This is a genomic window from Fructilactobacillus sp. YLN 2507, assembly GCF_059614085.1.
In genome coordinates this window covers 1,460,168-1,485,648 of record NZ_CM184303.1, presented here as the reverse complement: position 1 = coordinate 1,485,648, position 25,481 = coordinate 1,460,168, and the positions used below count along the sequence as shown (strand labels likewise).

The following is a 25,481-nucleotide window of genomic DNA, read 5'->3' as shown; positions in this document are numbered from 1 at the left end:
ACTCCTCCTAAGTTAAAGCGATAAAAATATTTTAGCATTATATTGGAAAAATAAAAAAGTTTTCCACAGTATAAAACACATTGTGGATATATGTTTCACATCAACGGGATAAGTTTTCCACAAACTTGTTAACAACTTAAAAAAGTGAGTTAATTTTCCACCTGTTAACAACTGATTGTGGATAGATAAATGTTGCTATCTCAATGATACTGAAACTTTTTATAACTTTTGCACAACTTGTGGATAAGCTTTAATAACTGTAGTGGATTTGTGGAAAGTAACGTGATTTTCCTGTGAGTTTAGCGACTAGTTATCCACATTAATCCACAGCAAAACTTTATGAAACTTTTTTTGTATCCACAGAAAGTTAGCTATCATCAATTAAGGTACTTTAAAATTAAGGCTTTGCTAGTTTACTGGTTTGTGCTATCATTAAAAAGAAGCGCTACTGGTTAAAAAACATTTAAACGAAATCGAATATAAGGAGGGCTCGTAATGAAGAGAACTTACCAACCAAAGAAACGTCATCGTAACCGTGTTCATGGTTTCCGTGCACGTATGCAAACTAAGGGTGGACGTAAAGTATTAGCTCGTCGCCGTCAAAAAGGTAGAAAAGTATTATCTGCATAGACCACTGACCATTCGGTGGCCTTTTTTATTATACAAATGTAAAAATTTGGAGATTATTTTAATGAGAAAATCGTATCGTGTTAAAAAAGAAGCTGATTTTCAGCAAGTTTTTGAAAAGCATGATTCGGTAGCTAATCGTCAATTTGTTGTCTATCAAATGGAAAAACCCAACCAACCTCATTTTCGGGTTGGAATTTCAGTTGGTAAAAAAATTGGAAATGCGGTTCATCGTAATTGGGTGAAACGTCGGGTACGACAATCAATTACTGAATTAAAGCCTTATCTAAAACAAGACGTTGATATTTTGATTATTGCTAGACCAGTTACTGATGGTCTGTCAATGAAAGAAATAAAGTCCAGCTTAGTGCATGTTTTGCACTTAGCTCATTTGTTGGATGCTGATTATAGCGAGGAAAATTAATGAAAAAGTTCAAAAAAATTGCTACAGCTATGATGGCTGTTGGATTAGGATTATTTCTGACTGCTTGTAGCAACGCACCCATTACTAGTCATAGTACTGGGTTGTGGGATGGATTAATCGTTTATAACTTCTCTCGTGCGATTATTTGGTTATCAAAAGCCTTTGACAATAATTATGGAATTGGGATTATTTTATTTACCATTGTGATTCGAATTATTATCTTGCCATTGATGATTTACCAAACTAAAAACATGAAAGAAATGGCTGAACTTCAGCCACAACTTAAGGCTTTGCAAAAGAAATATTCATCTCGTGATACTGATACAATGATGAAATTGCAAGCTGAACAAAAGGCACTTTATAAAGAGAATGGGGTTCACCCCATGGCTAGCATGTTACCGATGATTGTCCAATTGCCAGTTATCTTTGCGTTATATCAAGCTATTTGGCGGACACCAGAACTAAAAACTGGTCATTTTTTATGGTTAGAATTGGGAAGTCGGGATCCATACTTTATTTTGCCTGTTTTAGCGGCTTTATTTACGTTCTTTAGTTCATGGTTATCCATGAAGTCACAACCAGAAACGAATGCTATGACGACTTCAATGACCTTTTTGATGCCTGTGATTATCTTCTTTACTGCTTTAAATGTTCCATCTGCTCTTTCCTTATACTGGGTAGTGACGAATGCTTTCCAAGTTGCTCAAACTTTGGTTATCCAAAATCCTTGGAAAATGAAGCGGGAACGAGAAGCGAAGTTAAAAGCTAAAAAAGATCATGAACGAGCGGTTGAAAAGGCAATTAAACGTGCTAAAAAGAGTCATAAAAAACGTTAATTGTTATTAATAAGTTTCAGGAGATTAATCCTGAAGCTTATTTTTTTATAATTTAATATTACAAAGCTATAAAACACCTTTCGAAACCTAGTTACTTTGTGCTATGCTAACAAGGTTGATAATTAACTAGGAGAAAAAATACCATGCCAAAATACACAGGTAAAAATCTAGAAATCGCCATTGAAAATGGACTTAAAAACTTAAAAATTAATCGTAAAGATGCTCAAATTGAAATTATTCAAAAGCCAACTAATGGTTTTTTGGGATTATTTAAAAAAGAAGCAATCATTGAAATGAAAGTTGTGCAACATAATACCTCACAGCTAGAAAAAGAAAAGATTCAACCAGATAAAGATGGGTTAAAGGCAGTAAAAACTCCTGAAAAGACTGCTGAAGATCGGTTTGAACGAAATTTTACTGTAGTTAAAAAATTAGCCAAGTATTTACAAGATGTATTAGATGAAATGGGAATTAATGCAACTTTAGAAGTTGAAATGCCTAACAATAAACGAGTTTACATTGATTGCCAAACTGATAAAGAAGGACTTTTAATTGGGAAACATGGGCGGACCATCAATGCCTTACAACAGTTATGTGAATTTTATCTTAATAACCACGGCGTTAATTACGTTGAGGTCGTTTTAGATACCGCTGATTATCGAGAAAGACGTCGTAAGACCTTAATTGATTTAGCTCACCGGACGGCTCGGGATGTTGAAGCAACTGGACAACCAGTCCATCTTGACTCGATGCCTGCTTTTGAACGGAAACAAATTCACCTGGCTTTAGAAAGTTTTGACGATGTTTTGACTTATTCAGTTGGTAATGAGCCTAATCGAGAAGTCGTGATTGGTCCACGATAGTCGTTAATTGACAAATTAACTCAATCTAATTATGATAGATAGCATATAAATTGAATTGATAAAGTAGTGAAAGTACTTTGTCCCCGTGTCGTCCAGATACGTGGGGTAGGTACTTTTTTTATGGAGAAAAAATAGAAGGGAGTTTTAAAAGATGCCATTAATGACAACTGATTATGATACGATTGCAGCTATTTCAACTGCACCAGGAGTCGGAGGAATTTCAATTGTGCGAATTAGTGGATCGGATGCCTTGAAAATTGCACAAAAAATTTATCGGGGCAAGGATTTAACTAAGGTTGCTACAGATACGATTAATTATGGGCACATTATTGACCCTGCTAATCACGATAGTCGAATTGATGAAGTTATGGTTTCTGTAATGCGTGCTCCCAAAACCTATACTAAAGAAGACATTATTGAAATTAATTGTCATGGAGGAATTCAAGTCACTAATAAAGTACTTCAACTAGTACTGAGAAATGGTGCTCGAATGGCTGAACCAGGCGAGTTTACTAAACGAGCTTTTTTGAATGGAAGAATTGATCTTTCTCAGTCAGAAGCCGTGATGGATTTAATTGATGCAAAGACTGATGAAGCTCGTAAAGCAGCTTTAAACCAGTTGGATGGAAACCTTTCGGCGGCAATTCGTAAGATGAGACAAAAAATTGTTGATGTATTGGCTAACGTTGAAGTTAATATTGATTATCCAGAGTATGATGGAGCAGAAGAAGTTACCTCTCAATTAATGGTAGCTAAAGCTCAAGAAGTTAAGACTGAAATTGAGCAATTATTAGCAACAGCTCAACAAGGAAAAGTGCTTCGGGATGGCTTAAATACGGCAATTGTAGGACGGCCTAATGTAGGAAAGTCAAGTCTTTTGAATCGCTTATTGCATGAAGAAAAGGCAATTGTGACTGATGTTCCTGGAACTACGCGGGATGTTTTGGATGAGTATGTGAACGTTGCAGGGGTACCACTTCACTTAATTGATACTGCAGGAATTCGAGAAACAAACGACAAAGTTGAAAAAATTGGAGTTGATCGTTCACGATCAGCTATTAAAAAGGCAGACTTGGTCTTACTTGTGCTTAATTCTAGTGAACCTTTAACGGATGAAGATCGTCAATTACTTGATTTAACCCGTGATAGTAAACGAATAATTTTATTAAATAAAACAGATTTACCACTGAAACTTGATATTGCACAAATTAAGGATGAATACGGAAATAGTGAAGTAATTAAAACTTCCGCAATGGCGGCCAATGGAACCCAATCCCTAGAAACTATGATAGCAAAGATGTTTTTTACTAAGGGGATTACTAGCACACAAAATAGTGTAATGGTTACTAATGCTCGCCACATTAGTCTATTACAAAAAGCACTTGATTCAGTGCAAGCAGTGATTAATGGGATTGAAAATGGGTTTCCGGTTGACATTGCCCAAATTGATCTTCAGGAAGCTTGGGACGATTTAGGTGCAATTACTGGGGATAGTTATGATGATGAATTGATGGATCAATTATTTGAGCAGTTCTGTATTGGAAAATAGTTGTTTCACATGAAACATTTGGAGGAAACGATGACGGAAAAGAAAAATGCTTTAAAAACCACAGACGTTACGCATACTTATGATGCGGGTGATTATGATGTAGTAGTCGTAGGAGCAGGTCACGCTGGTAGTGAAGCTGCTTTAGCTGCGGCACGAATGGGACAAAAGACTTTATTGTTAACTATCAGTTTGGAAATGGTTGCTTTTATGCCTTGTAATCCTTCTGTGGGAGGACCAGCCAAAGGAACAGTAGTACGTGAGATCGATGCTTTGGGTGGTGAAATGGGTAAAAACATTGATAAAACTTATATCCAAATGCGATTATTAAACACTGGTAAAGGGCCTGCTGTGCAAGCACTGCGAGCTCAAGCAGATAAACATGCTTACCATCAAGAAATGAAAAATACGATTGAAAAAGAAGACAACTTAACGTTGCGTCAAGCTATCGTAGATAATTTAGTTGTGAATGATAATCGCGTTGAGGGGGTAATTACCAATACAGGTGCAATTTACCACGCGAAGACGGTGGTGCTTGCAACGGGAACCTCAGCTCGTGGTCAAATTTATATTGGGGAACTTCGTTATTCATCTGGTCCTAACAATTCGCTTCCATCCATTAAATTATCAGAAAATTTGGAAAAGAATGGCTTTAAATTGGAACGGTTTAAAACTGGAACTCCTCCTCGTGTTAATGGGAACACAATTGATCGTTCTGGTATTGAAGAACAACCGGGCGATGCTGAACCACATCATTTTAGTTTTACCACTCCTTATAGTGATTATTTACCAGTTAGTGAACAAATTTCGTGTTGGTTAACCTATACCAATCCGACAACTCACCAATTAATTCGTGATAATCTAGATCGTTCACCACTTTTTAATGGGGTAATTGACGGGATTGGACCTCGTTACTGTCCTTCTATTGAAGACAAAGTAGTTCGTTTTGCTGATAAAGACCGACATCAAGTTTTTCTTGAACCAGAAGGTCGGGGAAATGATGAATGGTACGTTGATGGAATGTCTAATTCCATGCCTGAAGAGTTACAACAAGAAATGTTGCATTCAATTAAAGGATTAGAAAACGCAAAAATGATGCGTCCTGGTTATGCAATTGAATATGATATTATTCCACCCCAACAAATGAAACCTAGTATGGAAAGTAAAGTAATTGAAAACTTATTTACAGCAGGTCAAACCAATGGGACTTCAGGTTATGAAGAAGCTGCGAGTCAAGGATTGATGGCGGGGATTAATGCCGCTCGTAAGGTTCAAGGGAAAGACCCGATTATCTTAAAACGGTCAGACGCTTATATTGGAGTTTTGGTCGATGATTTAGTTACTAAAGGGACTAATGAGCCTTATCGACTTTTGACGAGTCGAGCTGAATATCGATTATTATTGAGAAACGATAATGCAGACATGCGTTTAACTCCAATTGGTCATGAGATTGGTTTGATTTCTGATGAACGATACGAAGCCTTTTTGGCAAAGAAAAAAGCTGTTGAGGATGAAATCAACCGCCTAGAAACCATCAGAATTAAACCAAATGATCAAATTAATGAATTCGTGCAAGCTCACGGTGATAAGCCGTTGAAAGACGGAATTATTGCTGCTCAATTTTTACGTCGTCCATATGTAGATTACGCAAAATTGTTGGAATATATTCCAGCAACGGATGAGCCACTAGATCCACGCGTTGTGGAACAGATTACGGTTTACATTAAATACGCTGGTTACATTAAAAAAGAAGAAGAAAAAGTTAATCGCATGAAAAAAATGGAATCCAAAAAAATTCCCGCAAAGATTGATTATGATGCAATTGATGGGATTGCAACTGAAGGTAAGGAAAAATTAAAACAAATTCAACCTACTACGATTGCCCAAGCTTCACGGATTAGTGGAGTTAATCCATCTGATATTGCTATTTTGAGTGTTTACATTCAACAAGGTAAGATTGCTAAGACTGAATAAAAATAAAATTATTCTCTTGCGTTATTGTTAATTTTCGTTATAATTATTAATAACTAAAAGTAAGAAGGGAAAAGATATGTTAAAATTCGTTTTATTTAATAAAAATAACTGTTGCTGTACTTGTTACAAGTAATATCACTCTCATAGATATGGGTGTGATATACACCTGTATCTAAGTAGAGCCTTTTGATGGTCTGATTAGATACTTGCTTTAATCTAATTGACTTATCAAAATTATTTTGGTAAATATATCTTTTCTAAATAGGAAAGACCAATTAGATTAAAAGTCTAATTGGTCTTTTTTTGTTTAAAATTTATTTAATAAGGAGAAACAAAAATGAAATTCGATACGAAATTAATTCATGGTGGAGTTAGTGAAGATCAATATACTGGGGCAGTTTCTATGCCAATTTATCGAGCTAGTACTTTTCATCAAAGTGAACTTGGACACCCAGGATGGGAATACTCAAGAACTGGAAATCCAACTAGACAGGCCTTAGAAAACTTAATGTCAGATTTGGAAAATGGAGTAGCAGGATTTGCTTTTAGTTCAGGTTCCGCAGCAATTCATGTTGTCCTATCTTTATTTTCGGCCGGTGACCATATCATCGTAGGAAATGACATATATGGGGGCACCTTTCGACTAATTAATCAGGTTATGAAACGGTTTGGAATTGAGTTTTCAATTGTTGATACAACAGATTTAAGTACAGTTGATAATGCTTTTAAATCAAATACCAAAGCACTCTTTCTTGAAACCCCAACTAATCCTTTATTACACATATCTGATATTAAAAAGTTAAGCAATCTTGCCAAAAAGCATCATAGTAAAACAATTGTTGATAATACTTTTGCAACGCCATATAATCAACAGCCGTTAAGTTTAGGGGCAGATATTGTAGTTTCTTCAGCTACTAAATATCTTGGGGGACATAGTGATTTAATTGCTGGTATAGCTGTAACCAATGATAAAAATTTAGCACAACAAATTGGATTTTTACAAAACTCAATTGGAAGCATTCTTGATCCTGAAGATGCATGGCTTCTACAACGTGGAATTAAGACCCTTGGAGCTAGGATGAGAATTCATGAGGAAAATACCAATGCTATTTTTAAGTTATTAAAAAATGATGAACATGTTGATCAAATATATTACCCTGGAGATCCTAATAATGACAGCTATGAGCTTGCTAAAAATCAAATGAAAGGTTTTGGAGCCATGATTTCATTTGAATTAAAACCTCAATATTCACCTAGAAAATTGATTGATGCACTTAAAATAATTGGATTAGCTGAAAGTTTGGGTGGTGTAGAAAGCTTAATTGAAGTACCTTCAATTATGACGCATGGATCGATTCCACGAAAAGAAAGATTAAAAGACGGGATTAAGGATAACTTAATTAGACTTTCAGTTGGAATCGAAGATGAGTCTGATTTAGTTAATGATCTATCCCAAGCATTGACCAAATTATAGGGAGAATAAAACTATGAAATTTAAAAAAATATCACTTTTACTACTAATTGCCTTTTCAGGATTATTAATTTTAACTGGATGTGGAAACACGCAATCTGAAACAGAACATAAAGGAAAACTAACTATTGGACTAGAGGGGACTTATGCTCCCTTTAGTTATCGAAATAAAGAAGGCAAGTTAACTGGGTTTGATGTGGAAGTATCCCAAGCAATTGCTAAAAAAATGAAATTGAAACCTGAATACAAATTAACTGGTTGGGATTCTTTAATTGCTGGAATAAACAGTAAATCGTATGATGTTGTTTTTAATGATTTAGCTGTTAATCCACAAAGAAAAAAACAGTATCGCATGGCTACACCATATGCTTATTCCCGCGCTGTCTTGATTACTAAGAAAGATTCTCCAATAAAATCATTAACTGATATTAAGGGAAAAACTTTTGGGGAAGGAACTGGAACTGACAATTGGAAAATTGCAAAAAAATATAAAGCAAATGTCATTTCAGCACCAGAATTTTCCAGTGCTTTAAAAATGATTCAACAAGGAAGAACTCAAGGGTCAATTAATTCAGAACCTGCTTTTAAGTATTGGCAAAAATCTCATCCAAACTCATCTTTAACTTATCGATTAATCCCTAATAGTCAAGTTAAGAGCGAAGCAATTGCGCCAATGATGAATAAAAAATCAGCTTTATTAAACAAAAAAATGAATAAGGCGATTAAAGAGTTAAAACAAGATGGAACTTTAAAACGTATTTCAAATAAATATTTCGGTGAAGATATCACTGAAAAATAATTTGTTTAGATATAATTTTTTAAAACAAGAATAAAAACTGATTAAGTTTGTAAGAGTATCATAATTTATGTAACCTGAATTTGCTAAATTGTTTCTTTAATTAGCAGATTCAGGTTATTTTTAATAATTTTTATATCATTAAATTTGATTAAAGCGCAAAGAGTTTATATTATTTTCATTAGGAAGGAGGTGGCTAAAAATGAAATTAAGAAATTTACAATATTTTGAAAAACTAGTTGAACTGAGAAATTATAGTAAAGTAGCTGATCTCTTTAACGTTGGCCAACCAGCTGTTTCCATGGGAATTAAAAGATTAGAAAAAGAAATTGGGCATAATTTGATTGTTCATAATTATGAGACTAATGTAATTACTTTAACTCCTGCTGGAAAGGTATTGTATAAATACACTAAAATATTTATGCAACAACTAGATACTTTTGAAAGTGAGGTCAGGCAAAATCTTAGATTGTTTAAAACATAGATTAATAAGTAATGGGTACTTATTTACCTGTAAAAATTAGTTGTATATTTCGTTTTAACTAGGATTAGGCTTAAAAATTTTTTTAAGAATATTTTTGGTGGCTAACTAGGACTTTAATTATGGTTATATTTATCTAAAAAGATTAAAAATGGATTTTTTCAACAAATTTTTTTTGGAAAATGGAATATAGCTAATTTTAAACATTTATTTTTTAAATAATGGTGGATATTCTTATTAATTGTTAGTTATAATGCAGCAAAAATTGCCCTTATGCATTAAATAATGGGACAATTAATCTAAAATGTCCAAACTAGGTACACTCAAATTTTACAACTTGCTTGTATTAGAAAATTTATAATTTAGAACTGATAATTTTTGATACTAAAAAGCTCAGAATAATAGTTCCCAAATAAAAAAATAATTTCGTAATTCTATAAAAGATTGAATAACTGCCACAAAAACGCACTTAATTCAGGAAGTTGGATTATTTGAACTTGACGTATTTATAAAAAGAGATCTTACTTTTTGTAAGATCTCTTTTTATTTGATTAATTAATTTAACTTCGCTATGTATTGAAACTCTATTATTGTATGTAAAATTTAAGTGTACCCAGATAATACAAATTATAATTTGTTATTTATTTTATTTTAAGATTAGATTCTGTCTGCGTTTAGAGATAGGTATTGTATAATTAAATTTTACGTATAAATAAGGTGTAAAATATATGTTTTTATTGGGAGATTTTAAATGAAATTTGGTTATGCGCGGGTTAGTTCAGAAAGTCAAAATTTAGACCGGCAAATTAATGCCCTAACAAAAGATGGATGTGAGTATATTTATCAAGAGAAGGTTTCTGGTAAAAACCTAAATCGTCCTGAATTACAAAAGTTATTGCAGACGGTACACATTAATGATGAGATTGTAGTGCTAGACCTAGATCGTTTAGGCCGAAATAATAAAGATATCACTGATGTTATGAATCGAATTAGAGAAAAGCAAGCAACTTTTAGAGTTCTGTCATTGCCCTCATTTGAAGGAGTATCTGATCCAAATTTGAAGTCACTTTTGAATAATTTGATTATTGAAATCTATAAATACCAAGCAGAAGCTGAACGACAAAAGATTAAAGAACGACAGCGACAAGGAATTGAGATTGCTAAAAGTAACGGAATCTACAAGGGTGGGACTGTAAAGTATTCGTTAAGTTCCAATAATCCACAAGGAAGGATTTTGGCTAAACAAATGATTAAAATGTTTGAACAAGGAATCGGGAATAGTGAAATTTCTAAAACATTAGGAATTAGTCGACAAACGGTCTACTATAAAAGAAAGCTCTATAAAGAAAAACAAACAATCTAAAGCTTGAGGAGAAATGATGAATAAACGAATTGTAAAAGTAGTCAGGAATGGGAAACAATTGACTCTTCCAGTCACGGATGAAATTAAACTTAATTTAGGTGACCAATATTATGTTTCACAATTAGATAATGGTGAAATTGTGTTTACTCCGTTGTATCAAGATATTTTTTCCAGTCCAGAATTTGCTGATCTTGATTTTTCACAAGCAGAAATGGACTTTGGTAAATTTATGGGGGAGGAAAAGCTAGATGACTGAGGAATATATTCCGAAACAAAAAGATATTATCTATCTTGATTTTGACCCGCAAAGTGGTTTGGAAATTAAAAAGCGACGCCCGGCGTTAGTTCTTAGTAAGGGTGACTATAGTGACCGAACTGGCCTAGTTGCAGTTTCACCAATTACGCATGGACAAAAGAATCACGTAACGTCAATTTCTGTGAAAGGAAAAGAAATTGATGGCTACGTCAATGCGCTTCAATTTTATACCTTTGATTTTCGGACGCGGCGTGCACAGTATGTGGAAAAAATTTCTAATCGCGTGTTTATTAAAGTCATGAATGTTATTCGGCAAATCTTTTAAAATACAAAAATGAGATCACTTTCTGTTGGTCTCATTTTTTAATTTAGTTTAGTTCTTGGGCATGTTTTTGTATAAACGATTTGAATTTTTCGGCTGCACTAGTCATAATGATTTCGTTTTTTGCTAAAATTCCAATTTTTCGCGTAATGATAGGGTTCGTTGCTAAAATTCGCACTTGATGTTTGGATTCTAAGGTTTGATCAACTGGCATAATTGTATATCCTAGACCTTGTTCGACCATTAGCAAGGTTGAAAAACTATCGTGTAGTCTCATTTTGATATGGGGGTTTAAGCCTGCCTTTTGAAATTGATTAAGTGACTCGCTGTGTAAACCTTCTTCCAATAAAATATAAGGGTATTTCGTTAATTCAGCCAAATTTAATTCGGTTAAGTTAGCTGAAATTGGATACCGGTTTGGCATCACGCCTTTTAAAGTTTGTTCTTTTAAAAATTCGCACTCACAATCGGGAGCGGCATCTTGATTCAAAATTCCAAGTTCAGCGTCCCCATTTTCCACTAAGTGGGGAATGCTGACGTTGTCTCCTTGAATAATCGAAAAGTCGACGTTCGGATTTTGAAATTGAAAGGCACTGATTAATTCGGGAAGCCACTGTTGAGAAATGCTGGGAATTGTGGCAATTCTAATTAACCGATTGGCTTGATTGGTAATTTCATGTTGTTTATCCATCAAGGATTCTTGGTCATTAATTAATCTTATAATGAAAGGATAGATTTCCTGTCCCGCTTTAGTTAGCTTTAATTTTTGGCGTTGCTTAATAAGAATTGGGAACCCCATTTCTTGTTCTAAACTCGTCAACATTTGGCTAATTGCTGGTTGAGAATAACCCATGATGTTAGCGACTTTGGTAATGTTTTGCTGTTCTAAAACAAGTTTTAAAGCTAGGTATTTATTCATAATATAATTTTTCCTTATAATTTAATAAAAAATATTAATTTTTGTTATTTTGTTTTCCATTATATATTAAAACCATTATGTAATGGAGGACAATTGAAATGAAACAAAAACAAGGATTAATTTTAGCAATTACCGGAGCAGCACTGTGGGGATTAAGTGGGGTTTCCAGTCAATTTTTATTTACCAATGGTTTTTCTCCCGTTTGGCTAGTGGGAATGCGACTATTATTAGCGGGTTTTTTGATGTTAGGCTTTGCCTGGTTGAATCCTAATTTAAGAGATCAAGTATTTGATATTTGGAAAATTGCAGCAAGTCGTAAACAGCTTCTCTTATTCAGTTTTCTTGGCTTTTTACCCGCACAACTGTCCTTCTTTTTAACGATTAGTTATAGTAATGTGGCAACTGCCGCTGCTTTACAGTTTTTGAACCCATTATTTACGATTATTTTGGGAGCTATTTATTGTCGATGTTTTCCAACTAAACTGGAAACGAGCACGATTATTTTGAGTGTTATGGGGACCTTTTTACTTGTGACTAACGGCAATTTGCATAGTCTCGTTTTATCACCAAACGCGGTTTTCTGGGGTTTGTTATCCGCAGTTGGCGCGGTGTTTTATAGTGTGTTACCACAAAAGTTGCTCAAAGAATATGATGCGATTGTCGTGGTTGGTTGGGGCATGTTTTTAGGTGGGCTGCCACTTTCACCAATCGTCTTTACTAGCAGTGTTCCAGTACTAAATTTAACCTTAGTCTTAAATATTATTTTTATCGTTTTAGTAGGAACTCTCTTAGCTAGTTTAGCCTATATTAAAAGTTTGGCCTTTATTCCAGCGGCAATAACTCAAATGTTAAGTTCTTTTGAGCCCTTAGTGGCAACGGTTGTTTGTGTACTTGTTCTGCATGAAACATTAGGTTGCTTTGAATTAGCAGGAATTGTTTTAATTGTAAGTGTAGTTTTTCTGCAATTTGTTTCGGATAAATTAACCAAAAATTAAGCTTCCAATGCTAAAATAAGAATAATTAACGTGAGGTGAGACGAATGGTTAAATTTATTGAACGACAACCAACTTTTGTACCAGCAGATACTAGAGGAATTGAAAGAAAATTTATTGACTTACCGTATGCTAAAGAAGAGCGTCAGCGACTTGATATTTATTTACCCAATCAATTACAGAAACATTACCCTGTTATTATTGATATCCATGGTGGGGGAATGTATTTTGGACAAAAAAGTTCTAATAAATTGAATGGAGCACTCGAATTATTAAAACGTGGTTATGCCATTGTGAGTCCTAACTATTCATTAAGCTATATGGCAGACTTTCCTCAGCCAGTTTATGAATTGAAGGCTGTAATTCGTTGGGTTCGAGCACATGCAAATAATTATCATTTCGACGAGCAGAATATTTTCTTAATGGGAGAATCATCGGGTGCTCAGTTAGCGATGTTAGTTGCGGCTTCTGATGGTGATCAACAACTGCAAAGTGACTTTGGTGGAAATCAAGCTTTTTCATCACAAGTTAATGGGATAATTGCATCTTATGGTCCTTATGACTTAGCAATAATGCCAGCTCAATTTGCCGTTTTAGGACAAACGCCAAAGTTTTCAGAAACTGGTGATGCTGATTCTTTTGAAGGCCTGATGTTAAAGAGAAATCGACCTCTTGATGTACCAGAAATGAATGCTGCAGTTAATCCAAAAACGTATTTAACCAAACAAATGGTACCCGTTTTAATGTATGCTGGTAAACAAGATCGAGTGGTTCCTTACTTGCAAACCATTAACTTGGCTGCTGAAGTGGCCCAAAAAATTGGACCAGAAAAAGTTGAATTGCATCTGGTAACTGATGCTCCTCATGGACCAAGTGGCTTTATGAATGAAACGGTTTTTACGCAAAAAGATCAGTTTTTAAGAAGAAATTTACATCATTAGTGGTAAAATAAATTTGATTTATACAAAGAGGAGAGAAATATGAAAACTATAAAAAGCATCCTAGGATGGGTGCTTCCAGTGATTATTGGGTTAGCGATTGCGCTAATTGTAAGACAATGCTTTTTCACAGTTGCTCGAGTTGATGGACCTTCGATGGAACCAAATTTGATTAACAATGAACGAATTATGGTTTGGCGACAGGCCGAAATTAAACGTGGCAGTGTCGTGGTGTTCAATGCGGCAGGTGTTGATCCGCAAGCTGCCGAAAATGGTGGATTAGTTAAAGATTTATTAGGTACTAATGGAACTGATTATGTAAAACGAGTGATTGCTGTTCCAGGTGACACAGTCTCTTTTAAGGATGGCTCAATTTATGTAAACAATCATAAAATTGATCAAAGCTACATTAGTAGTTCAGAACAAAAGACAGGATCTGAATACAACATGCAACCAGGAAATTGGGATCTGCACTCACTTTCACGCAACTGGGAAAAGAATCAAGGTGCAGTTAAAGTTCCGAAAGGGCAATACTTTGTGATGGGTGATCATCGAAGCGTTTCAAACGATAGTCGGTACTGGGGCTTTGTTCCTAAAGACAAGATTATTGGGGTTGTTAAGACCTTTCCTTGGGACACTAGCAAGCAGCAACGAGAAAATATTAATGATCGTGATTAAATAGTTAAGACGACACTTAGTCGTCTTTTTTGTTATTTAAAATTTTAATTGTTACAATGACAAATAAATTGAAGGGATGAATCAAATGAAAATTAATCAACCACTTACGAAGCAAGATTTTGCACAAATGCACCAAAAGTTAAAGGAGCGTCCTGGGCACAAAATTGTGGCAAATGCAGTCATGACAAACGGAATTAATAAAACTTCGACCAATGCCAAAGTTTTGGCCAAGTTGAACCAGACTTTTTCGATTGATTTACCAACGGGAACGGTATCAAATCAAAAACACAGCGGTCGATGCTGGCTCTTTTCGATTTTAAATACGTTACGGCATCAATTTGCGACGCAGTATCAGGTTAAAAATTTTGAATTATCTCAAAGTTATTTATTTTTCTGGGATAAAATTGAACGCGCAAATGTTTTTTATGATCGAATGATTGCCTTAGCAGGACGTCCAACCGATGATCGGGAAGTAGCCTATTATTTGAGTTCACCAGGAACTGATGGGGGACAGTGGGCAATGGCAGCAGCATTAGTTCAAAAGTACGGGGTTGTTCCACGTGAAACTTTTCCTGAAACGGATGTAACTGAAGATACTAGTGATTTTGATATGTTATTAAATCGTAAAATGCGGCATGATGCCTTAAAATTACGTGAGTTAGTCAATCAGGGATTTACTGATACAGAAATTATGAGCTTAAAACAACAGTTTATGGATGAAATTTACCGAATTACTAGCCAATCTGTAGGTGTTCCACCCCAAAAATTTGATTTGGAATATCGCGATGATAATCACAAATATCATCTTGATCAAGATCTTACACCGCAAGAGTTTTATGCTAAATACATTGGCGTGGATTTGGATCAATATGTAGTGTTAGCCAATGCCCCTGATAAAAAATATGGTGAATTGTATGCCTTACCTAGTCAAAATAATGTTGAAGGTGGCAAACAAATTGAGTTTTTAAATGCACCAATGGATCAACTAAAAACGGCGGCAATTAAACAATTACAAGCTGGTGAAACAATTTGGTTTGGTAATGATGTTTTACAACAAATGGATCGCCAAAAGGGATTGTTAGATAGTGAATTGTTTTTACAAGATGAATTGTTTGGCATTGACACCAAGATGAGTAAGGCTGATCGACTTCGGTATCATGAAGCTGAAGTCTCACATGCAATGACTTTGACTGGAGTAGATGTAGTCAATAGTAATCCTGTAAAGTGGAAAGTAGAAAATAGTTGGGGTTCAAAAATTGGTAACAAAGGTTATTTTGTTATGGCTGATAATTGGATGGATGATTACACTTACGAAGTCGTGGTAAAAAAAGCCTACCTTAGTGATGAAATAAAATCAGGGCTAATGAAAGCACCAATTATCTTAAATCCATGGGATTCTTTAGCATAAAATATGGAAGACTAAATAAAATTTGTCTAGAGGTTCCTCAATTATTTCGGTTTTTATGGCAAAGTTTTTCATTATTTTTATAATTTTTAGTATAAACCAAATGTTATTAACAAAATAAGAAAGACTCTCTTCCACAAACTAAAAAAGAAGTAATCGTTTTTGCGATTTGATGTGAACCCATAAAGTTGGACACATTATTTAGTTTTTCTAGGAGACAAGTTTTCGATATTGAATCGGAGACTTGCCTCCTAGTTTTGTTTTAATACGAAAATTATTGTAATAATAAATCCAATTCCTAACGGAATTTATTAATTCTTCTTTCGTACTAAAATCGTTTCCTATTTCAATTTTTAAAAGGTGAAAAAATGATTCAATAACTGCATTATCTAAACAGGTTACTTTTCGCGACATGCTTTGGGTAATGTGGTTTTTCTTTAGAAATTTATTTAATCGTTTATTTTGATAGTGAACTCCTTGATCAGAATGGAAAAATCTTTTGAAGTGTGTTTTTGGTAGCTTTAAGATAGCTTCTTTAATTGGTGAAAAGACGGAATTAGAATCTGGATGGTTGCTGCTAATACTATATGAAATTATCTCTCCAGAAAATAAATCTAGCACTGGATTTAAATATATACGTTCATTTATACTTTGTTTTCCATATCTTAACTCTGTAGTATCTGATACTAACTTTTGAAATGGAACTGGTGTATTGAATCGACGATTCAATCTATTTTTAAATCTTTTACCAACATTACCTTTATAAGAACTATATTTTCTTTTCTTCTTTCCAAAAGCTGACGATAAAAGATTATATTTTTTCATAATACGAAGAACACGTTTGTGATTAACGTTATATCCATCATTATTGAGGGCCATCGTAACTCTTCTATAACCATATTTAGAGTTGATTTCTTTAATAACACTTATTAATTTAATTATATCTTTATCCTTGTCTATTGATTGCGACGAAGTCGCATAGTAATAGTTACTTCTAGGTAATTTAACAGCTTTTAAAATGAAGCTAAGACTAACTTTGAATTTACGCCTTAGACCATCAATTACCATTACTTTTTCTTTGTTTGTTTTGATCTAAGGCTTTCAGTTTTTTTAGATATTCATTTTGAATTCTAAGCATTAAGTTTTCTTCTTTAAGCTGTTTAAGCTCATCATCTTTTGATAATTTAGTTTGTTTTGTTGCTTTATTTTTATTCATTTTTGGATTACCTCGTTTTCTTGATAATCCGATTATACCTAATTCATCAAACTGACGCTGCCAAAAATAGATGGTACTTTCTGAATGTATTTTAAATTTGTTACATAACTCTGATAAAGTACAATTATTCGAATTTTTATAGCTTAATACTTTTATTTTAAATTCGACAGAATATTCTATTCGATGATGGTTTTCACTAGTAACCATTACAAAATTTTCATTTTTAATTCTATTAATCCATCTTAAAATAACTGAATTTGAAACTTTATATTTTTGGGACAACGTAGTTGACCCAGTCCCATTAAAATATTCTTTTATAATTTGCTGTTTTAACTCGTAATTTATTTTTGGCATAACAAAAACCCCATAAGTTAGATTTTTGTCCAACTTATGGGGTTCATATCAATTACTTCTTTTTTTCAACAAATAGTTTGCAAAATTAGGTAGAATAGAGTTAGTAGAAAATAGGAGGAGTTCCCATGGCAATTTTTTGGTCAATTTTAAATGCAATTATCCTTATTAATACGATTTTTGCGATTATCACTGTTTTTAGAACACAGCGGGACATTGCTGCAACGTGGGCATGGTTACTAGTACTAACTTTTATCCCAGTAGTTGGTTTCATAATTTATGCCTTTTTTGGTCGGCGATTACCTAAAAGTAGTTTACTAAGACTTAGTGGAAGTGCGAAGAAACAGGTTAAACGTCAAATTAAACAACAAAAGCAAAAACTCGGTAAATTTAATGAAGAAGAGAATCCTAACAATAAAATTGTGAATGAATCTCCTGAGTTAGTAAAACTTTTCATGAATACTGCTTCAGCCCCCTTATTAGGGCACAATGAAATTGAAACTTTTACAAGCGGTCCAACTTTTATTAAACAACTATTTGCTGATTTTGAGAATGCCAAAAGTTCTATCAACATTGAATTTTATACTTTTTATGCTGACAAGATTGGTCATCAAGCACTAGATGTTTTGGTAAAAAAAGCTAAAGAAGGTGTTGATGTGCGGGTTATTTATGATGCTTGGGGTTCAATGGGGACAACTGAAAAATTCTTTAAACCCTTAATTGACGCTGGCGGAAGGGCTTTTCCCTTTTTGCACAATAAACTAAACATTAAAGATATGCGTGTTAACTTCCGTGATCATCATAAGTTGGTAACTATTGATGGTAAATACGGATATATTGGTGGACTTAATCTTGGTGATCAATATATGGGTTGGTCAAAGAAGTTTGGTAATTGGCGGGACTGTATGATTAGGATTCATGGTGACGGAGTTTATGGCTTGCAATCTCGATTTATCTTAGATTGGAATGGAACAGATATTAAATCACGAATTGACCCTAATGATCCTAGTAAAATTGCTAAGTATTATCCTGAAATGAAGACTAATGGGAATGCAATCCTTCAAGTAGTTGCTAGTGGCCCTGATTCAACAATGGAACAAATCAAGATGGGTTACATTAAATTAATTGAAATGGCAAAAAAATCAATTAAGATTACAACTCCATATTTAATTCCTGATGAATCTGTATTAAATGCTTTGAAAATTGCAGCCAAATCAGGAGTGGATGTAGAAATTGTTACCCCAGACATGCCCGATCATCCCTTTGTTTATCGAGCTACGCAGTACTATTCTCGTCAATTAACTCATCTAGGTGTAAAAGTTTACGCCTATAATAATGGGTTTATGCATGCTAAAACCATAGTAGTGGATGGAAAATTAGTTTCAGTTGGTTCTGCTAATATGGATTATCGAAGCTTTGAATTGAACTTTGAGTGTAATGCTTTCGTTTACGATGAAAAGTTAGCCCAGAAAATGGAAGAAATTTATGCGGAAAACATTGCTGAAAGTACACTTCAAACGGAAAAAATCTTTAAGAATCAATCGGCTTGGCTTAAATTCAAGCAACAGTTCAGTCGGCTATTATCACCATTATTATAAAAATAAAATTAATCATCAAAACAGGTATTTAAATCTAAGAATTTTAAATACCTGTTTTTATAATAAGAAAAATAAAGCAACTATCATCACTAAAAATTATATAATATATAACAATGTGTTATAGTTAGGATAGCAATTAATCTCTTATTTGGAGGAAAATGCTTTGAAGATTGAGTTTTCTTTTTGAAATTTTTTATTCAAAAAACGAATAATATTTTGTTATATTAAGTTTTATTCGGGCTTGATGTTACGAAATGTAACAAGAAACCTAGTTTAATTTTGTTTTAACGCGTAAGCTTAAATTATGTATTCTAGAATTTTATTCTAGATAAGAAGATGAGGAGGGACATATTATGTCATATATCATTCAATTTAAGGATGTCCAAAAGTACTATGGCAATTTTCATGCACTTTACGATATTAACTTAGCCATTCATCCTGGTGAAACAGTAGTGTTAATTGGCCCATCAGGTTCTGGGAAATCAACTTTACTTAGAACCATTAATGGCTTGGAAACAATTCAAAAGGGGCAACTAATTGTGGATGGCAAAGATGTTTCTAGTGATAAAACTAACCTTAATCAATTAAGAACCGATGTTGGGATGGTTTTTCAACACTTTAACCTCTATAATAATAAAACGATTTTAGAGAATATTATGCTAGCACCTAAGATTGTTTTGAAACGGAATTCAGAAAAAAATCGCGAAATTGCAGACCAATTATTAAAGCGAGTTGGGTTAACTGACCAAGGTGCCAAATATCCTGCCCAACTATCAGGTGGACAACAGCAAAGAATTGCGATTGCAAGGTCACTTGCAATGGATCCAAAAGTCTTACTTTTTGATGAGCCAACTTCAGCCTTAGATCCTGAAATGGTTGGAAGTGTTTTAAGTGTTATGCGGGATATTGCTAAAAGCTCTTCCATGACTAGTTTAGTAGTAACACATGAAATGGATTTTGCAAAAGCAGTAGCAGATCGAGTTATTTTTATGGCTGACGGTAAAATTTTAGAAGACTCCTCAACTGAAGAATTTTTTAAACAACCGAAGACTGAACGAGCTCGCGAATTTCTTTCACAAGTTGAACATCATTAAGAAACGAGGATAAACCCATGAGTAAATTAAAAAGAAAACGCATTGGTTTACTGGCAGCAATTGTCTTAGTGATTGTTTTAGTTGGTAGTTTAGTGTTTGGCTGGACTTATCACGAATATCAAACGAAAACCAAAAATTCATTGGAAAACGTAAAGTCGTCACATATAATGCGGTGGGGTGTTAAAAGTGATACTCGTTTGTTTGGTTTGATTAGTCCAAAAACAGGACAAAGTGAAGGTTTTGATGTTGATATTGCCCGTGCCGTTACTAAGCAAATTGCTAAAGATCAAGGAACTGAGATTAAACCAGAATTTACGCCAGTAACTACTAGTTCTAAAATTCAATTAATTAAAAATAATCAAGTTGATGCTGTAGCTGCTTCAATGACAATTACCCCTGAAAGAGCTAAAGTTGTTGATTTTTCCAATCCCTATTTTCCGGCTGGACAATCAATTTTGGTTAAAAAGAATTCAGGGATTAAAAATATTCAACAATTAAATAATTCTAAATCAACCATTATTGGAGTTATGGGGACTACTGCTATGGAAACAACCAAGAAATTTGCTCCAAAGGCAAAATTGATTGCGATGCCTGATAATTCTCAAGCTTTTAGTGCTTTACAGTCTGGTCAAGGGGATGCCATGACGACTGATAATGCAATTTTATATGGCTTTTGTCAACAGAGTAAAGATGTCAAAGTTGTTGGTGGAACCTTTACTAATCAACCTTACGGATTAGCAATGGATAAAGGTCAAACTGATCTACAAAAAGCAGTTAACCGAGCACTCAAGGAAATTAGAGCTGATGGAACCTATGACCGTTTGATTAAAAAATGGTTTGGGGATATTCCTGGCTTAGATTGGAGGGAATTGACGAAATGATCAAAATTTTAACGGATAACTGGTCAACAATTCTCACTGGATTTGAATATACAATTCTTTCATCAATTGTTGGACTACTAGGCTCATTAGTTTTAGGAACAATTTTTGCTTTAATGGAAATGGCTCCTAATAAATTTTTAAAATTGATTGGAAATGCTTTTGTGGAATTTTTTAGGAATATTCCGTTACTTGTAATTACACTATTTTTCTATGTTGTTGTTTCTCATGCTGTTAAAATTAATGGTTTTTGGGCTGGAACAATTGCTTTAATTTTATATACCTCATCGTTTATTGCTGAATGTATTCGTGGAGGAGTTAATTCCGTTGATCCAGGGCAAATGGAAGGCGCACGAGCTAATGGATTAAGTTATACTCAAGCTATGATTCATATTGTTTTGCCACAGGGATTTAAGTTGGCCATTCCTTCTTTAGGGAACCAATTTATTAACTTAGTCAAAAATTCTTCAATTCTTTCCTTTGTGGCTGGTCTTGATTTGATGTATCAAGCTAACGTAATTTCTGGAGCAAACTTAGACCCATTTAACACTTACATTGTCATTGGGATTTTCTACTTATTGTTAACCGGTCCGCTCTCGGTTTTCATGGATCATTTAGAAAATAAATTAAGATAGGAGGTAGCGTAATGATTTATGCATCAGCATTCAATTCAGTCAATATGCACTATCTAATGGGTGGTTTAGGGATTACGATTGCTGTCTCAATTATCTCAATTGTGATTAGTTTTATTGCTGGGACAATTTTAGGAGTTATTTTATTTGAAGAAGTTCCTTATTTTTCCCGTACGGTTCAATTTATTGTCAATACAATTCGTAATTTACCATTATTGCTATTGATTTTCTTTACCTATTTTGCCATGCCAAAATTAGGCGTTGAACTTAATGCTTTTTCAGCAACCGTTTTTGCTATGTCGGTTTTTGAATCGACAATGGTATCTCAAATTATTCGTGGTGGGTTATTATCAGTCGGAGTTGATCAGGCTGAAGGTGCTTATTCAACTGGAATGACTAAATTTCAAACTTTATGGTACATTTTATTACCACAAGCGTTAAAAAATTCCATTCCACCATTAATTTCACAATTTATTTCTTTAGTAAAGGATACGTCGCTTGCAACAGCGATTGTGCTAACTGAAATGATGTTCCGTAGTCAAGTAATTTATGGACAAAATCCTAATTATATGATTCCGATGTTTGCCATTGTTACGGCACTTTACTTTATAGTTAATTACAGTTTGTCACTCTTATCAAAATGGTTCGAAAGACGACTAGCTACATCATAAATAAAGAGTTCTCTATTTAGAGAACTTTTTATTTGCAAAAAATTCAAGATGAGCTAGGATGAAGTTACAGGAATGAGTGCGAGTGCATTAAGGTTCTATTGATCCTTTGTAAAGCTGTAAAAAACGGCCCGTGCTTAGGCCTGCTTTTTTGCAAATAAATAACCTAGCCAATATTGGCTAGGTTATTTTTAATTTAATGGATTAAATTGTTGATACTATTGATTAATGAATTTACAGCATTGGTTAGTATTTGAATTAAATTGTTATTATTAGTAATTTTATCCTTTAGGCTATCCAAATCATTTTGAATGTTACTTGAATTGGGATTGTTTTGAATACTATTAATTCGATTGTTTAATGAATTTACAGCCTCACTATTGGAACCTTCTATGGAACTTAATTGTGATTGAATTCTGGCTAGTGAATTGTTCAATTCAGCTTTATCGTGATTTTCTTGATAGGTTTTTTGGGCTTGTTTAACTTGATCTAATTCTGTTTGAAGCTGTTGGTTTTGTGATTGATTAGCTTTAGTTTGATTGTAAATTGAACAAGAAGTTAAACCTAAAATGATTAATACAAAGATTAAAATTCCAATCCAAATTTTCTTGGCAGCCGATTTTTTGCGTGGCATATATCCTTGATTGCTGTTATTTGATTGAGGGATATGGTTATTTTGATTATTTACCACTTGATTTCCATTTAATCGATTGAAATCTTTAACGTTGATTTTGAATGATTGTTCTACTTTTTGGTTACCAATTTGGCACCAAATGATTGCTGTATAAGTTCCGCTTTGATATGGATTAACGTTTGAAGTATCAATAAAAAATTGGGGAGTAATTCGGACATCATTAACGATGGGATTGAGTTCGGAAATAATATTTTCGTCATTTAGTGGTTCGTTAATTTGGTGATTAATATATGAGAATTGAAGCGTAATTTGATTGTTCATAAAAGAGTCCTTTCTAATTCGCAATTGATTATGTTCATATTATCATATTTTGTAAAAGTTAAAAAAGTTACATAGTTCAATTAGAAAAAGTTTAATAATTGGTTCGATTAAAAAATTGACTTTTTTTGACCAAACTATTGACATCCTATTTTGAGTAGTATATAGTTAAATATTGTTGACGCGGAAATGTTAAGTTTTTAATGAGTTTTAAATGATTTTAAAATTTATTGAATAAAGTTCTTGACCTTTCTTGACCAATGTGATATATTAATAAAGTACCGTTTGAGACGGTACATTAATGAGTAGATCTTTGAAAACTGAACAAGATTTTGATTACAATAAAGTGTAAGGATAATTTTTAAACTTGGTTTAGAAATTAAACAAATGCAATGTCAATTTGCAAAAACAAATAAATAAGAGCTAGTAAAGTTCTCATTTCTAAAATGAGAGTTTGATCCTGGCTCAGGACGAACGTTGGCGGCGTGCCTAATACATGCAAGTCGAACGAAGTCGCCCATTTGAAGTTTGGTGCTTGCACCAAACTGATTTTGGATCCGACTGAGTGGCGAACTGGTGAGTAACACGTGGGTAACCTGCCCAGAAGAAGGGGATAACACCTGGAAACAGATGCTAATACCGTATAACAACAAGAACCACATGGTTCTTGTTTGAAAGCTGGCCTTGGTGCTAGTGCTTTTGGATGGACCCGCGGCGTATTAGCTAGTTGGTGAGATAATAGCTCACCAAGGCAATGATACGTAGCAGACCTGAGAGGGTAATCTGCCACAATGGGACTGAGACACGGCCCATACTCCTACGGGAGGCAGCAGTAGGGAATCTTCCACAATGGACGAAAGTCTGATGGAGCAACGCCGCGTGAGTGAAGAAGGGTTTCGGCTCGTAAAACTCTGTTGTTAGAGAAGAACGGCTGTGAGAGTAACTGCTCACAGTGTGACGGTATCTAACCAGAAAGTCACGGCTAACTACGTGCCAGCAGCCGCGGTAATACGTAGGTGGCAAACGTTGTCCGGATTTATTGGGCGTAAAGGGAGCGCAGGCGGTTTATTAAGTCTGATGTGAAAGCCTTCGGCTTAACCGGAGAAGTGCATCGGAAACTGATAAACTTGAGTGCAGAAAAGGATAGTGGAACTTCATGTGTAGCGGTGAAATGCGTAGATATATGAAGGAACACCAGTGGCGAAGGCGGCTATCTGGTCTGTAACTGACGCTGAGGCTCGAAAGCATGGGTAGCAAACAGGATTAGATACCCTGGTAGTCCATGCCGTAAACGATGAATGCTAGGTGTTGGAAGGTTTCCGCCTTTCAGTGCCGCAGCTAACGCATTAAGCATTCCGCCTGGGGAGTACGACCGCAAGGTTGAAACTCAAAGGAATTGACGGGGACCCGCACAAGCGGTGGAGCATGTGGTTTAATTCGATGCTACGCGAAGAACCTTACCAGGACTTGACATCTTCTGCCACTCTAAGAGATTAGAGGTTCCCTTCGGGGACAGAATGACAGGTGGTGCATGGTTGTCGTCAGCTCGTGTCGTGAGATGTTGGGTTAAGTCCCGCAACGAGCGCAACCCTTGTCTTTAGTTGCCAGCATTAAGTTGGGCACTCTAGAGAGACTGCCGGTGATAAACCGGAGGAAGGTGGGGACGACGTCAAATCATCATGCCCCTTATGTCCTGGGCTACACACGTGCTACAATGGACGATACAACGAGTTGCGAAACCGCGAGGTCAAGCTAATCTCTTAAAGTCGTTCTCAGTTCGGATTGCAGTCTGCAACTCGACTGCATGAAGTTGGAATCGCTAGTAATCGTGGATCAGCATGCCACGGTGAATACGTTCCCGGGTCTTGTACACACCGCCCGTCACACCATGAGAGTTTGTAACACCCAAAGTCGGTTGGATAACCTTTTAGGAGTCCGCCGCCTAAGGTGGGACAGATGATTAGGGTGAAGTCGTAACAAGGTAGCCGTAGGAGAACCTGCGGCTGGATCACCTCCTTTCTAAGGAATAATTCGGAACCTTACATTAATCAAAATCTTGCTCAGTTTTGAGAGTATCTACTCTCTTAATTTTGTTCTTTGAAAACTAGATAATATTATTTTCTGTAATAATTATATTTTTATATAATTGAACCGAGAAATAACCATTGTGTTATTTTTGAGTTTTTTAATTAGTTTTAATC

General features: G+C 34.6%; 25 protein-coding genes and 1 rRNA gene. 22 read left to right on the top strand and 4 right to left on the bottom strand.

What is annotated here, in order from left to right:
* The first annotated feature begins 495 nt into the window (after nucleotides 1–495).
* From rpmH to AC0GLY_RS07420, 12 genes are all read left to right on the top strand, one after another.
* Nucleotides 496–630, top strand: coding sequence for a 50S ribosomal protein L34 (gene rpmH / locus AC0GLY_RS07475; protein WP_014082553.1), 135 nt, complete (start codon nucleotides 496–498; stop codon nucleotides 628–630).
* Between the two features lie 61 nt (nucleotides 631–691).
* Nucleotides 692–1,051 carry a ribonuclease P protein component gene (gene rnpA / locus AC0GLY_RS07470; RefSeq protein ID WP_496611534.1) on the top strand — a complete coding sequence of 120 codons (360 nt, stop codon included), beginning with the start codon at nucleotides 692–694 and terminating at the stop codon, nucleotides 1,049–1,051.
* Nucleotides 1,051–1,887, top strand: a complete 837-nt coding sequence (gene yidC / locus AC0GLY_RS07465) for a membrane protein insertase YidC (RefSeq protein ID WP_496611533.1) — start codon at nucleotides 1,051–1,053, stop codon at nucleotides 1,885–1,887. Before rnpA ends, yidC begins: the two co-directional genes overlap by 1 nt.
* A 143-nt stretch (nucleotides 1,888–2,030) precedes the next feature.
* Nucleotides 2,031–2,750, top strand: coding sequence for an RNA-binding cell elongation regulator Jag/EloR (gene jag, locus AC0GLY_RS07460; protein ID WP_496611532.1), 720 nt, complete (start codon nucleotides 2,031–2,033; stop codon nucleotides 2,748–2,750).
* A gap of 151 nt (nucleotides 2,751–2,901) precedes the next feature.
* Entirely contained in the window at nucleotides 2,902–4,299 is a 1,398-nt protein-coding gene (gene mnmE, locus AC0GLY_RS07455; protein ID WP_496611531.1) for a tRNA uridine-5-carboxymethylaminomethyl(34) synthesis GTPase MnmE, read from the top strand.
* Nucleotides 4,300–4,329: 30 nt separating this feature from the next.
* Nucleotides 4,330–6,270 (top strand): tRNA uridine-5-carboxymethylaminomethyl(34) synthesis enzyme MnmG, encoded by a 1,941-nt coding sequence (gene mnmG / locus AC0GLY_RS07450; RefSeq protein ID WP_496611530.1) that lies wholly within the window; start codon nucleotides 4,330–4,332, stop codon nucleotides 6,268–6,270.
* Nucleotides 6,271–6,607: 337 nt separating this feature from the next.
* Complete coding sequence (locus tag AC0GLY_RS07445) at nucleotides 6,608–7,744, top strand: trans-sulfuration enzyme family protein (protein WP_496611529.1); 1,137 nt, start codon at nucleotides 6,608–6,610, stop codon at nucleotides 7,742–7,744.
* A gap of 13 nt (nucleotides 7,745–7,757) precedes the next feature.
* Nucleotides 7,758–8,540 carry a transporter substrate-binding domain-containing protein gene (locus tag AC0GLY_RS07440; RefSeq protein WP_496611528.1) on the top strand — a complete coding sequence of 261 codons (783 nt, stop codon included), beginning with the start codon at nucleotides 7,758–7,760 and terminating at the stop codon, nucleotides 8,538–8,540.
* Between the two features lie 199 nt (nucleotides 8,541–8,739).
* Complete coding sequence (locus AC0GLY_RS07435) at nucleotides 8,740–9,021, top strand: LysR family transcriptional regulator (RefSeq protein WP_496611527.1); 282 nt, start codon at nucleotides 8,740–8,742, stop codon at nucleotides 9,019–9,021.
* Between the two features lie 748 nt (nucleotides 9,022–9,769).
* Nucleotides 9,770–10,381: a recombinase family protein gene (locus tag AC0GLY_RS07430; protein ID WP_496611526.1), complete on the top strand. Its 612-nt coding sequence runs from the start codon at nucleotides 9,770–9,772 to the stop codon at nucleotides 10,379–10,381.
* Nucleotides 10,382–10,394: 13 nt separating this feature from the next.
* Nucleotides 10,395–10,637, top strand: a complete 243-nt coding sequence (locus AC0GLY_RS07425; protein WP_496611525.1) for a hypothetical protein — start codon at nucleotides 10,395–10,397, stop codon at nucleotides 10,635–10,637.
* A complete protein-coding gene (locus tag AC0GLY_RS07420) occupies nucleotides 10,630–10,962 on the top strand; it encodes a type II toxin-antitoxin system PemK/MazF family toxin (RefSeq protein WP_496611524.1) in 333 nt (110 codons plus the stop codon). The genes AC0GLY_RS07425 and AC0GLY_RS07420 overlap by 8 nt, the downstream gene beginning before the upstream one ends.
* A gap of 43 nt (nucleotides 10,963–11,005) precedes the next feature.
* On the opposite strand, the gene AC0GLY_RS07415 is transcribed toward AC0GLY_RS07420, so the two are convergent.
* Nucleotides 11,006–11,878: a LysR family transcriptional regulator gene (locus AC0GLY_RS07415; RefSeq protein ID WP_496611523.1), complete on the bottom strand. Its 873-nt coding sequence runs from the start codon at nucleotides 11,876–11,878 to the stop codon at nucleotides 11,006–11,008.
* A gap of 98 nt (nucleotides 11,879–11,976) precedes the next feature.
* Here AC0GLY_RS07415 and AC0GLY_RS07410 point away from each other — a divergent pair, with 98 nt between their 5' ends.
* The 4 genes from AC0GLY_RS07410 (at nucleotide 11,977) to AC0GLY_RS07395 (ending at nucleotide 15,894) form a co-directional block, all read left to right on the top strand.
* Nucleotides 11,977–12,873, top strand: coding sequence for a DMT family transporter (locus AC0GLY_RS07410; RefSeq protein ID WP_496611522.1), 897 nt, complete (start codon nucleotides 11,977–11,979; stop codon nucleotides 12,871–12,873).
* Nucleotides 12,874–12,917: 44 nt separating this feature from the next.
* A complete protein-coding gene (locus AC0GLY_RS07405; RefSeq protein WP_496611521.1) occupies nucleotides 12,918–13,811 on the top strand; it encodes an alpha/beta hydrolase fold domain-containing protein in 894 nt (297 codons plus the stop codon).
* 39 nt (nucleotides 13,812–13,850) lie between these two features.
* A complete protein-coding gene (lepB, locus tag AC0GLY_RS07400) occupies nucleotides 13,851–14,486 on the top strand; it encodes a signal peptidase I (RefSeq protein WP_496611520.1) in 636 nt (211 codons plus the stop codon).
* 85 nt (nucleotides 14,487–14,571) lie between these two features.
* The gene (locus tag AC0GLY_RS07395) at nucleotides 14,572–15,894 is read left to right on the top strand and encodes a C1 family peptidase (RefSeq protein ID WP_496611519.1); all 1,323 of its coding nucleotides are present in this window, start codon (nucleotides 14,572–14,574) and stop codon (nucleotides 15,892–15,894) included.
* Nucleotides 15,895–16,101: 207 nt separating this feature from the next.
* Here the strand turns inward: AC0GLY_RS07395 and AC0GLY_RS07390 are convergent, their stop codons facing one another.
* Both AC0GLY_RS07390 and AC0GLY_RS07385 read right to left on the bottom strand, forming a co-directional pair.
* Nucleotides 16,102–16,959: an IS3 family transposase gene (locus tag AC0GLY_RS07390; protein ID WP_496611518.1), complete on the bottom strand. Its 858-nt coding sequence runs from the start codon at nucleotides 16,957–16,959 to the stop codon at nucleotides 16,102–16,104.
* Entirely contained in the window at nucleotides 16,949–17,461 is a 513-nt protein-coding gene (locus AC0GLY_RS07385) for a helix-turn-helix domain-containing protein (protein WP_496611517.1), read from the bottom strand. Before AC0GLY_RS07385 ends, AC0GLY_RS07390 begins: the two co-directional genes overlap by 11 nt.
* Nucleotides 17,462–17,586: 125 nt before the next feature.
* On the opposite strand from AC0GLY_RS07385, the gene cls reads away from it, so the two are divergent.
* The 5 genes from cls to AC0GLY_RS07360 all read left to right on the top strand — a co-directional run bounded on the left by cls (nucleotide 17,587) and on the right by AC0GLY_RS07360 (nucleotide 22,331).
* A complete protein-coding gene (cls, locus tag AC0GLY_RS07380; RefSeq protein ID WP_496611516.1) occupies nucleotides 17,587–19,056 on the top strand; it encodes a cardiolipin synthase in 1,470 nt (489 codons plus the stop codon).
* Between the two features lie 353 nt (nucleotides 19,057–19,409).
* Nucleotides 19,410–20,150: an amino acid ABC transporter ATP-binding protein gene (locus tag AC0GLY_RS07375; protein ID WP_496611515.1), complete on the top strand. Its 741-nt coding sequence runs from the start codon at nucleotides 19,410–19,412 to the stop codon at nucleotides 20,148–20,150.
* 17 nt (nucleotides 20,151–20,167) lie between these two features.
* On the top strand, nucleotides 20,168–21,031 hold the full coding sequence (locus tag AC0GLY_RS07370; protein WP_496611514.1) for a transporter substrate-binding domain-containing protein: 864 nt from the start codon (nucleotides 20,168–20,170) through the stop codon (nucleotides 21,029–21,031).
* Nucleotides 21,031–21,663: an amino acid ABC transporter permease gene (locus tag AC0GLY_RS07365; protein WP_496612275.1), complete on the top strand. Its 633-nt coding sequence runs from the start codon at nucleotides 21,031–21,033 to the stop codon at nucleotides 21,661–21,663. The genes AC0GLY_RS07370 and AC0GLY_RS07365 overlap by 1 nt, the downstream gene beginning before the upstream one ends.
* An 11-nt stretch (nucleotides 21,664–21,674) precedes the next feature.
* Entirely contained in the window at nucleotides 21,675–22,331 is a 657-nt protein-coding gene (locus AC0GLY_RS07360) for an amino acid ABC transporter permease (protein ID WP_496611513.1), read from the top strand.
* Between the two features lie 193 nt (nucleotides 22,332–22,524).
* Here the strand turns inward: AC0GLY_RS07360 and AC0GLY_RS07355 are convergent, their stop codons facing one another.
* On the bottom strand, nucleotides 22,525–23,283 hold the full coding sequence (locus tag AC0GLY_RS07355; protein ID WP_496611512.1) for a hypothetical protein: 759 nt from the start codon (nucleotides 23,281–23,283) through the stop codon (nucleotides 22,525–22,527).
* Nucleotides 23,284–23,722: 439 nt separating this feature from the next.
* Between AC0GLY_RS07355 and AC0GLY_RS07350 the strand changes: the two genes are divergently transcribed.
* Nucleotides 23,723–25,299 (top strand): 16S ribosomal RNA (locus AC0GLY_RS07350).
* Nucleotides 25,300–25,481 lie beyond the last annotated feature (182 nt).

Coding starts and splice junctions, on each gene's coding strand:
- rpmH (WP_014082553.1), top strand. CDS start 496: ATGAAGAGAACTTACCAACCAAAGAAACGTCATCGTAACCGTGTTCAT.
- rnpA (WP_496611534.1), top strand. CDS start 692: ATGAGAAAATCGTATCGTGTTAAAAAAGAAGCTGATTTTCAGCAAGTT.
- yidC (WP_496611533.1), top strand. CDS start 1,051: ATGAAAAAGTTCAAAAAAATTGCTACAGCTATGATGGCTGTTGGATTA.
- jag (WP_496611532.1), top strand. CDS start 2,031: ATGCCAAAATACACAGGTAAAAATCTAGAAATCGCCATTGAAAATGGA.
- mnmE (WP_496611531.1), top strand. CDS start 2,902: ATGCCATTAATGACAACTGATTATGATACGATTGCAGCTATTTCAACT.
- mnmG (WP_496611530.1), top strand. CDS start 4,330: ATGACGGAAAAGAAAAATGCTTTAAAAACCACAGACGTTACGCATACT.
- AC0GLY_RS07445 (WP_496611529.1), top strand. CDS start 6,608: ATGAAATTCGATACGAAATTAATTCATGGTGGAGTTAGTGAAGATCAA.
- AC0GLY_RS07440 (WP_496611528.1), top strand. CDS start 7,758: ATGAAATTTAAAAAAATATCACTTTTACTACTAATTGCCTTTTCAGGA.
- AC0GLY_RS07435 (WP_496611527.1), top strand. CDS start 8,740: ATGAAATTAAGAAATTTACAATATTTTGAAAAACTAGTTGAACTGAGA.
- AC0GLY_RS07430 (WP_496611526.1), top strand. CDS start 9,770: ATGAAATTTGGTTATGCGCGGGTTAGTTCAGAAAGTCAAAATTTAGAC.
- AC0GLY_RS07425 (WP_496611525.1), top strand. CDS start 10,395: ATGATGAATAAACGAATTGTAAAAGTAGTCAGGAATGGGAAACAATTG.
- AC0GLY_RS07420 (WP_496611524.1), top strand. CDS start 10,630: ATGACTGAGGAATATATTCCGAAACAAAAAGATATTATCTATCTTGAT.
- AC0GLY_RS07415 (WP_496611523.1), bottom strand. CDS start 11,878: ATGAATAAATACCTAGCTTTAAAACTTGTTTTAGAACAGCAAAACATT.
- AC0GLY_RS07410 (WP_496611522.1), top strand. CDS start 11,977: ATGAAACAAAAACAAGGATTAATTTTAGCAATTACCGGAGCAGCACTG.
- AC0GLY_RS07405 (WP_496611521.1), top strand. CDS start 12,918: ATGGTTAAATTTATTGAACGACAACCAACTTTTGTACCAGCAGATACT.
- lepB (WP_496611520.1), top strand. CDS start 13,851: ATGAAAACTATAAAAAGCATCCTAGGATGGGTGCTTCCAGTGATTATT.
- AC0GLY_RS07395 (WP_496611519.1), top strand. CDS start 14,572: ATGAAAATTAATCAACCACTTACGAAGCAAGATTTTGCACAAATGCAC.
- AC0GLY_RS07390 (WP_496611518.1), bottom strand. CDS start 16,959: ATGGTAATTGATGGTCTAAGGCGTAAATTCAAAGTTAGTCTTAGCTTC.
- AC0GLY_RS07385 (WP_496611517.1), bottom strand. CDS start 17,461: ATGCCAAAAATAAATTACGAGTTAAAACAGCAAATTATAAAAGAATAT.
- cls (WP_496611516.1), top strand. CDS start 17,587: ATGGCAATTTTTTGGTCAATTTTAAATGCAATTATCCTTATTAATACG.
- AC0GLY_RS07375 (WP_496611515.1), top strand. CDS start 19,410: ATGTCATATATCATTCAATTTAAGGATGTCCAAAAGTACTATGGCAAT.
- AC0GLY_RS07370 (WP_496611514.1), top strand. CDS start 20,168: ATGAGTAAATTAAAAAGAAAACGCATTGGTTTACTGGCAGCAATTGTC.
- AC0GLY_RS07360 (WP_496611513.1), top strand. CDS start 21,675: ATGATTTATGCATCAGCATTCAATTCAGTCAATATGCACTATCTAATG.
- AC0GLY_RS07355 (WP_496611512.1), bottom strand. CDS start 23,283: ATGAACAATCAAATTACGCTTCAATTCTCATATATTAATCACCAAATT.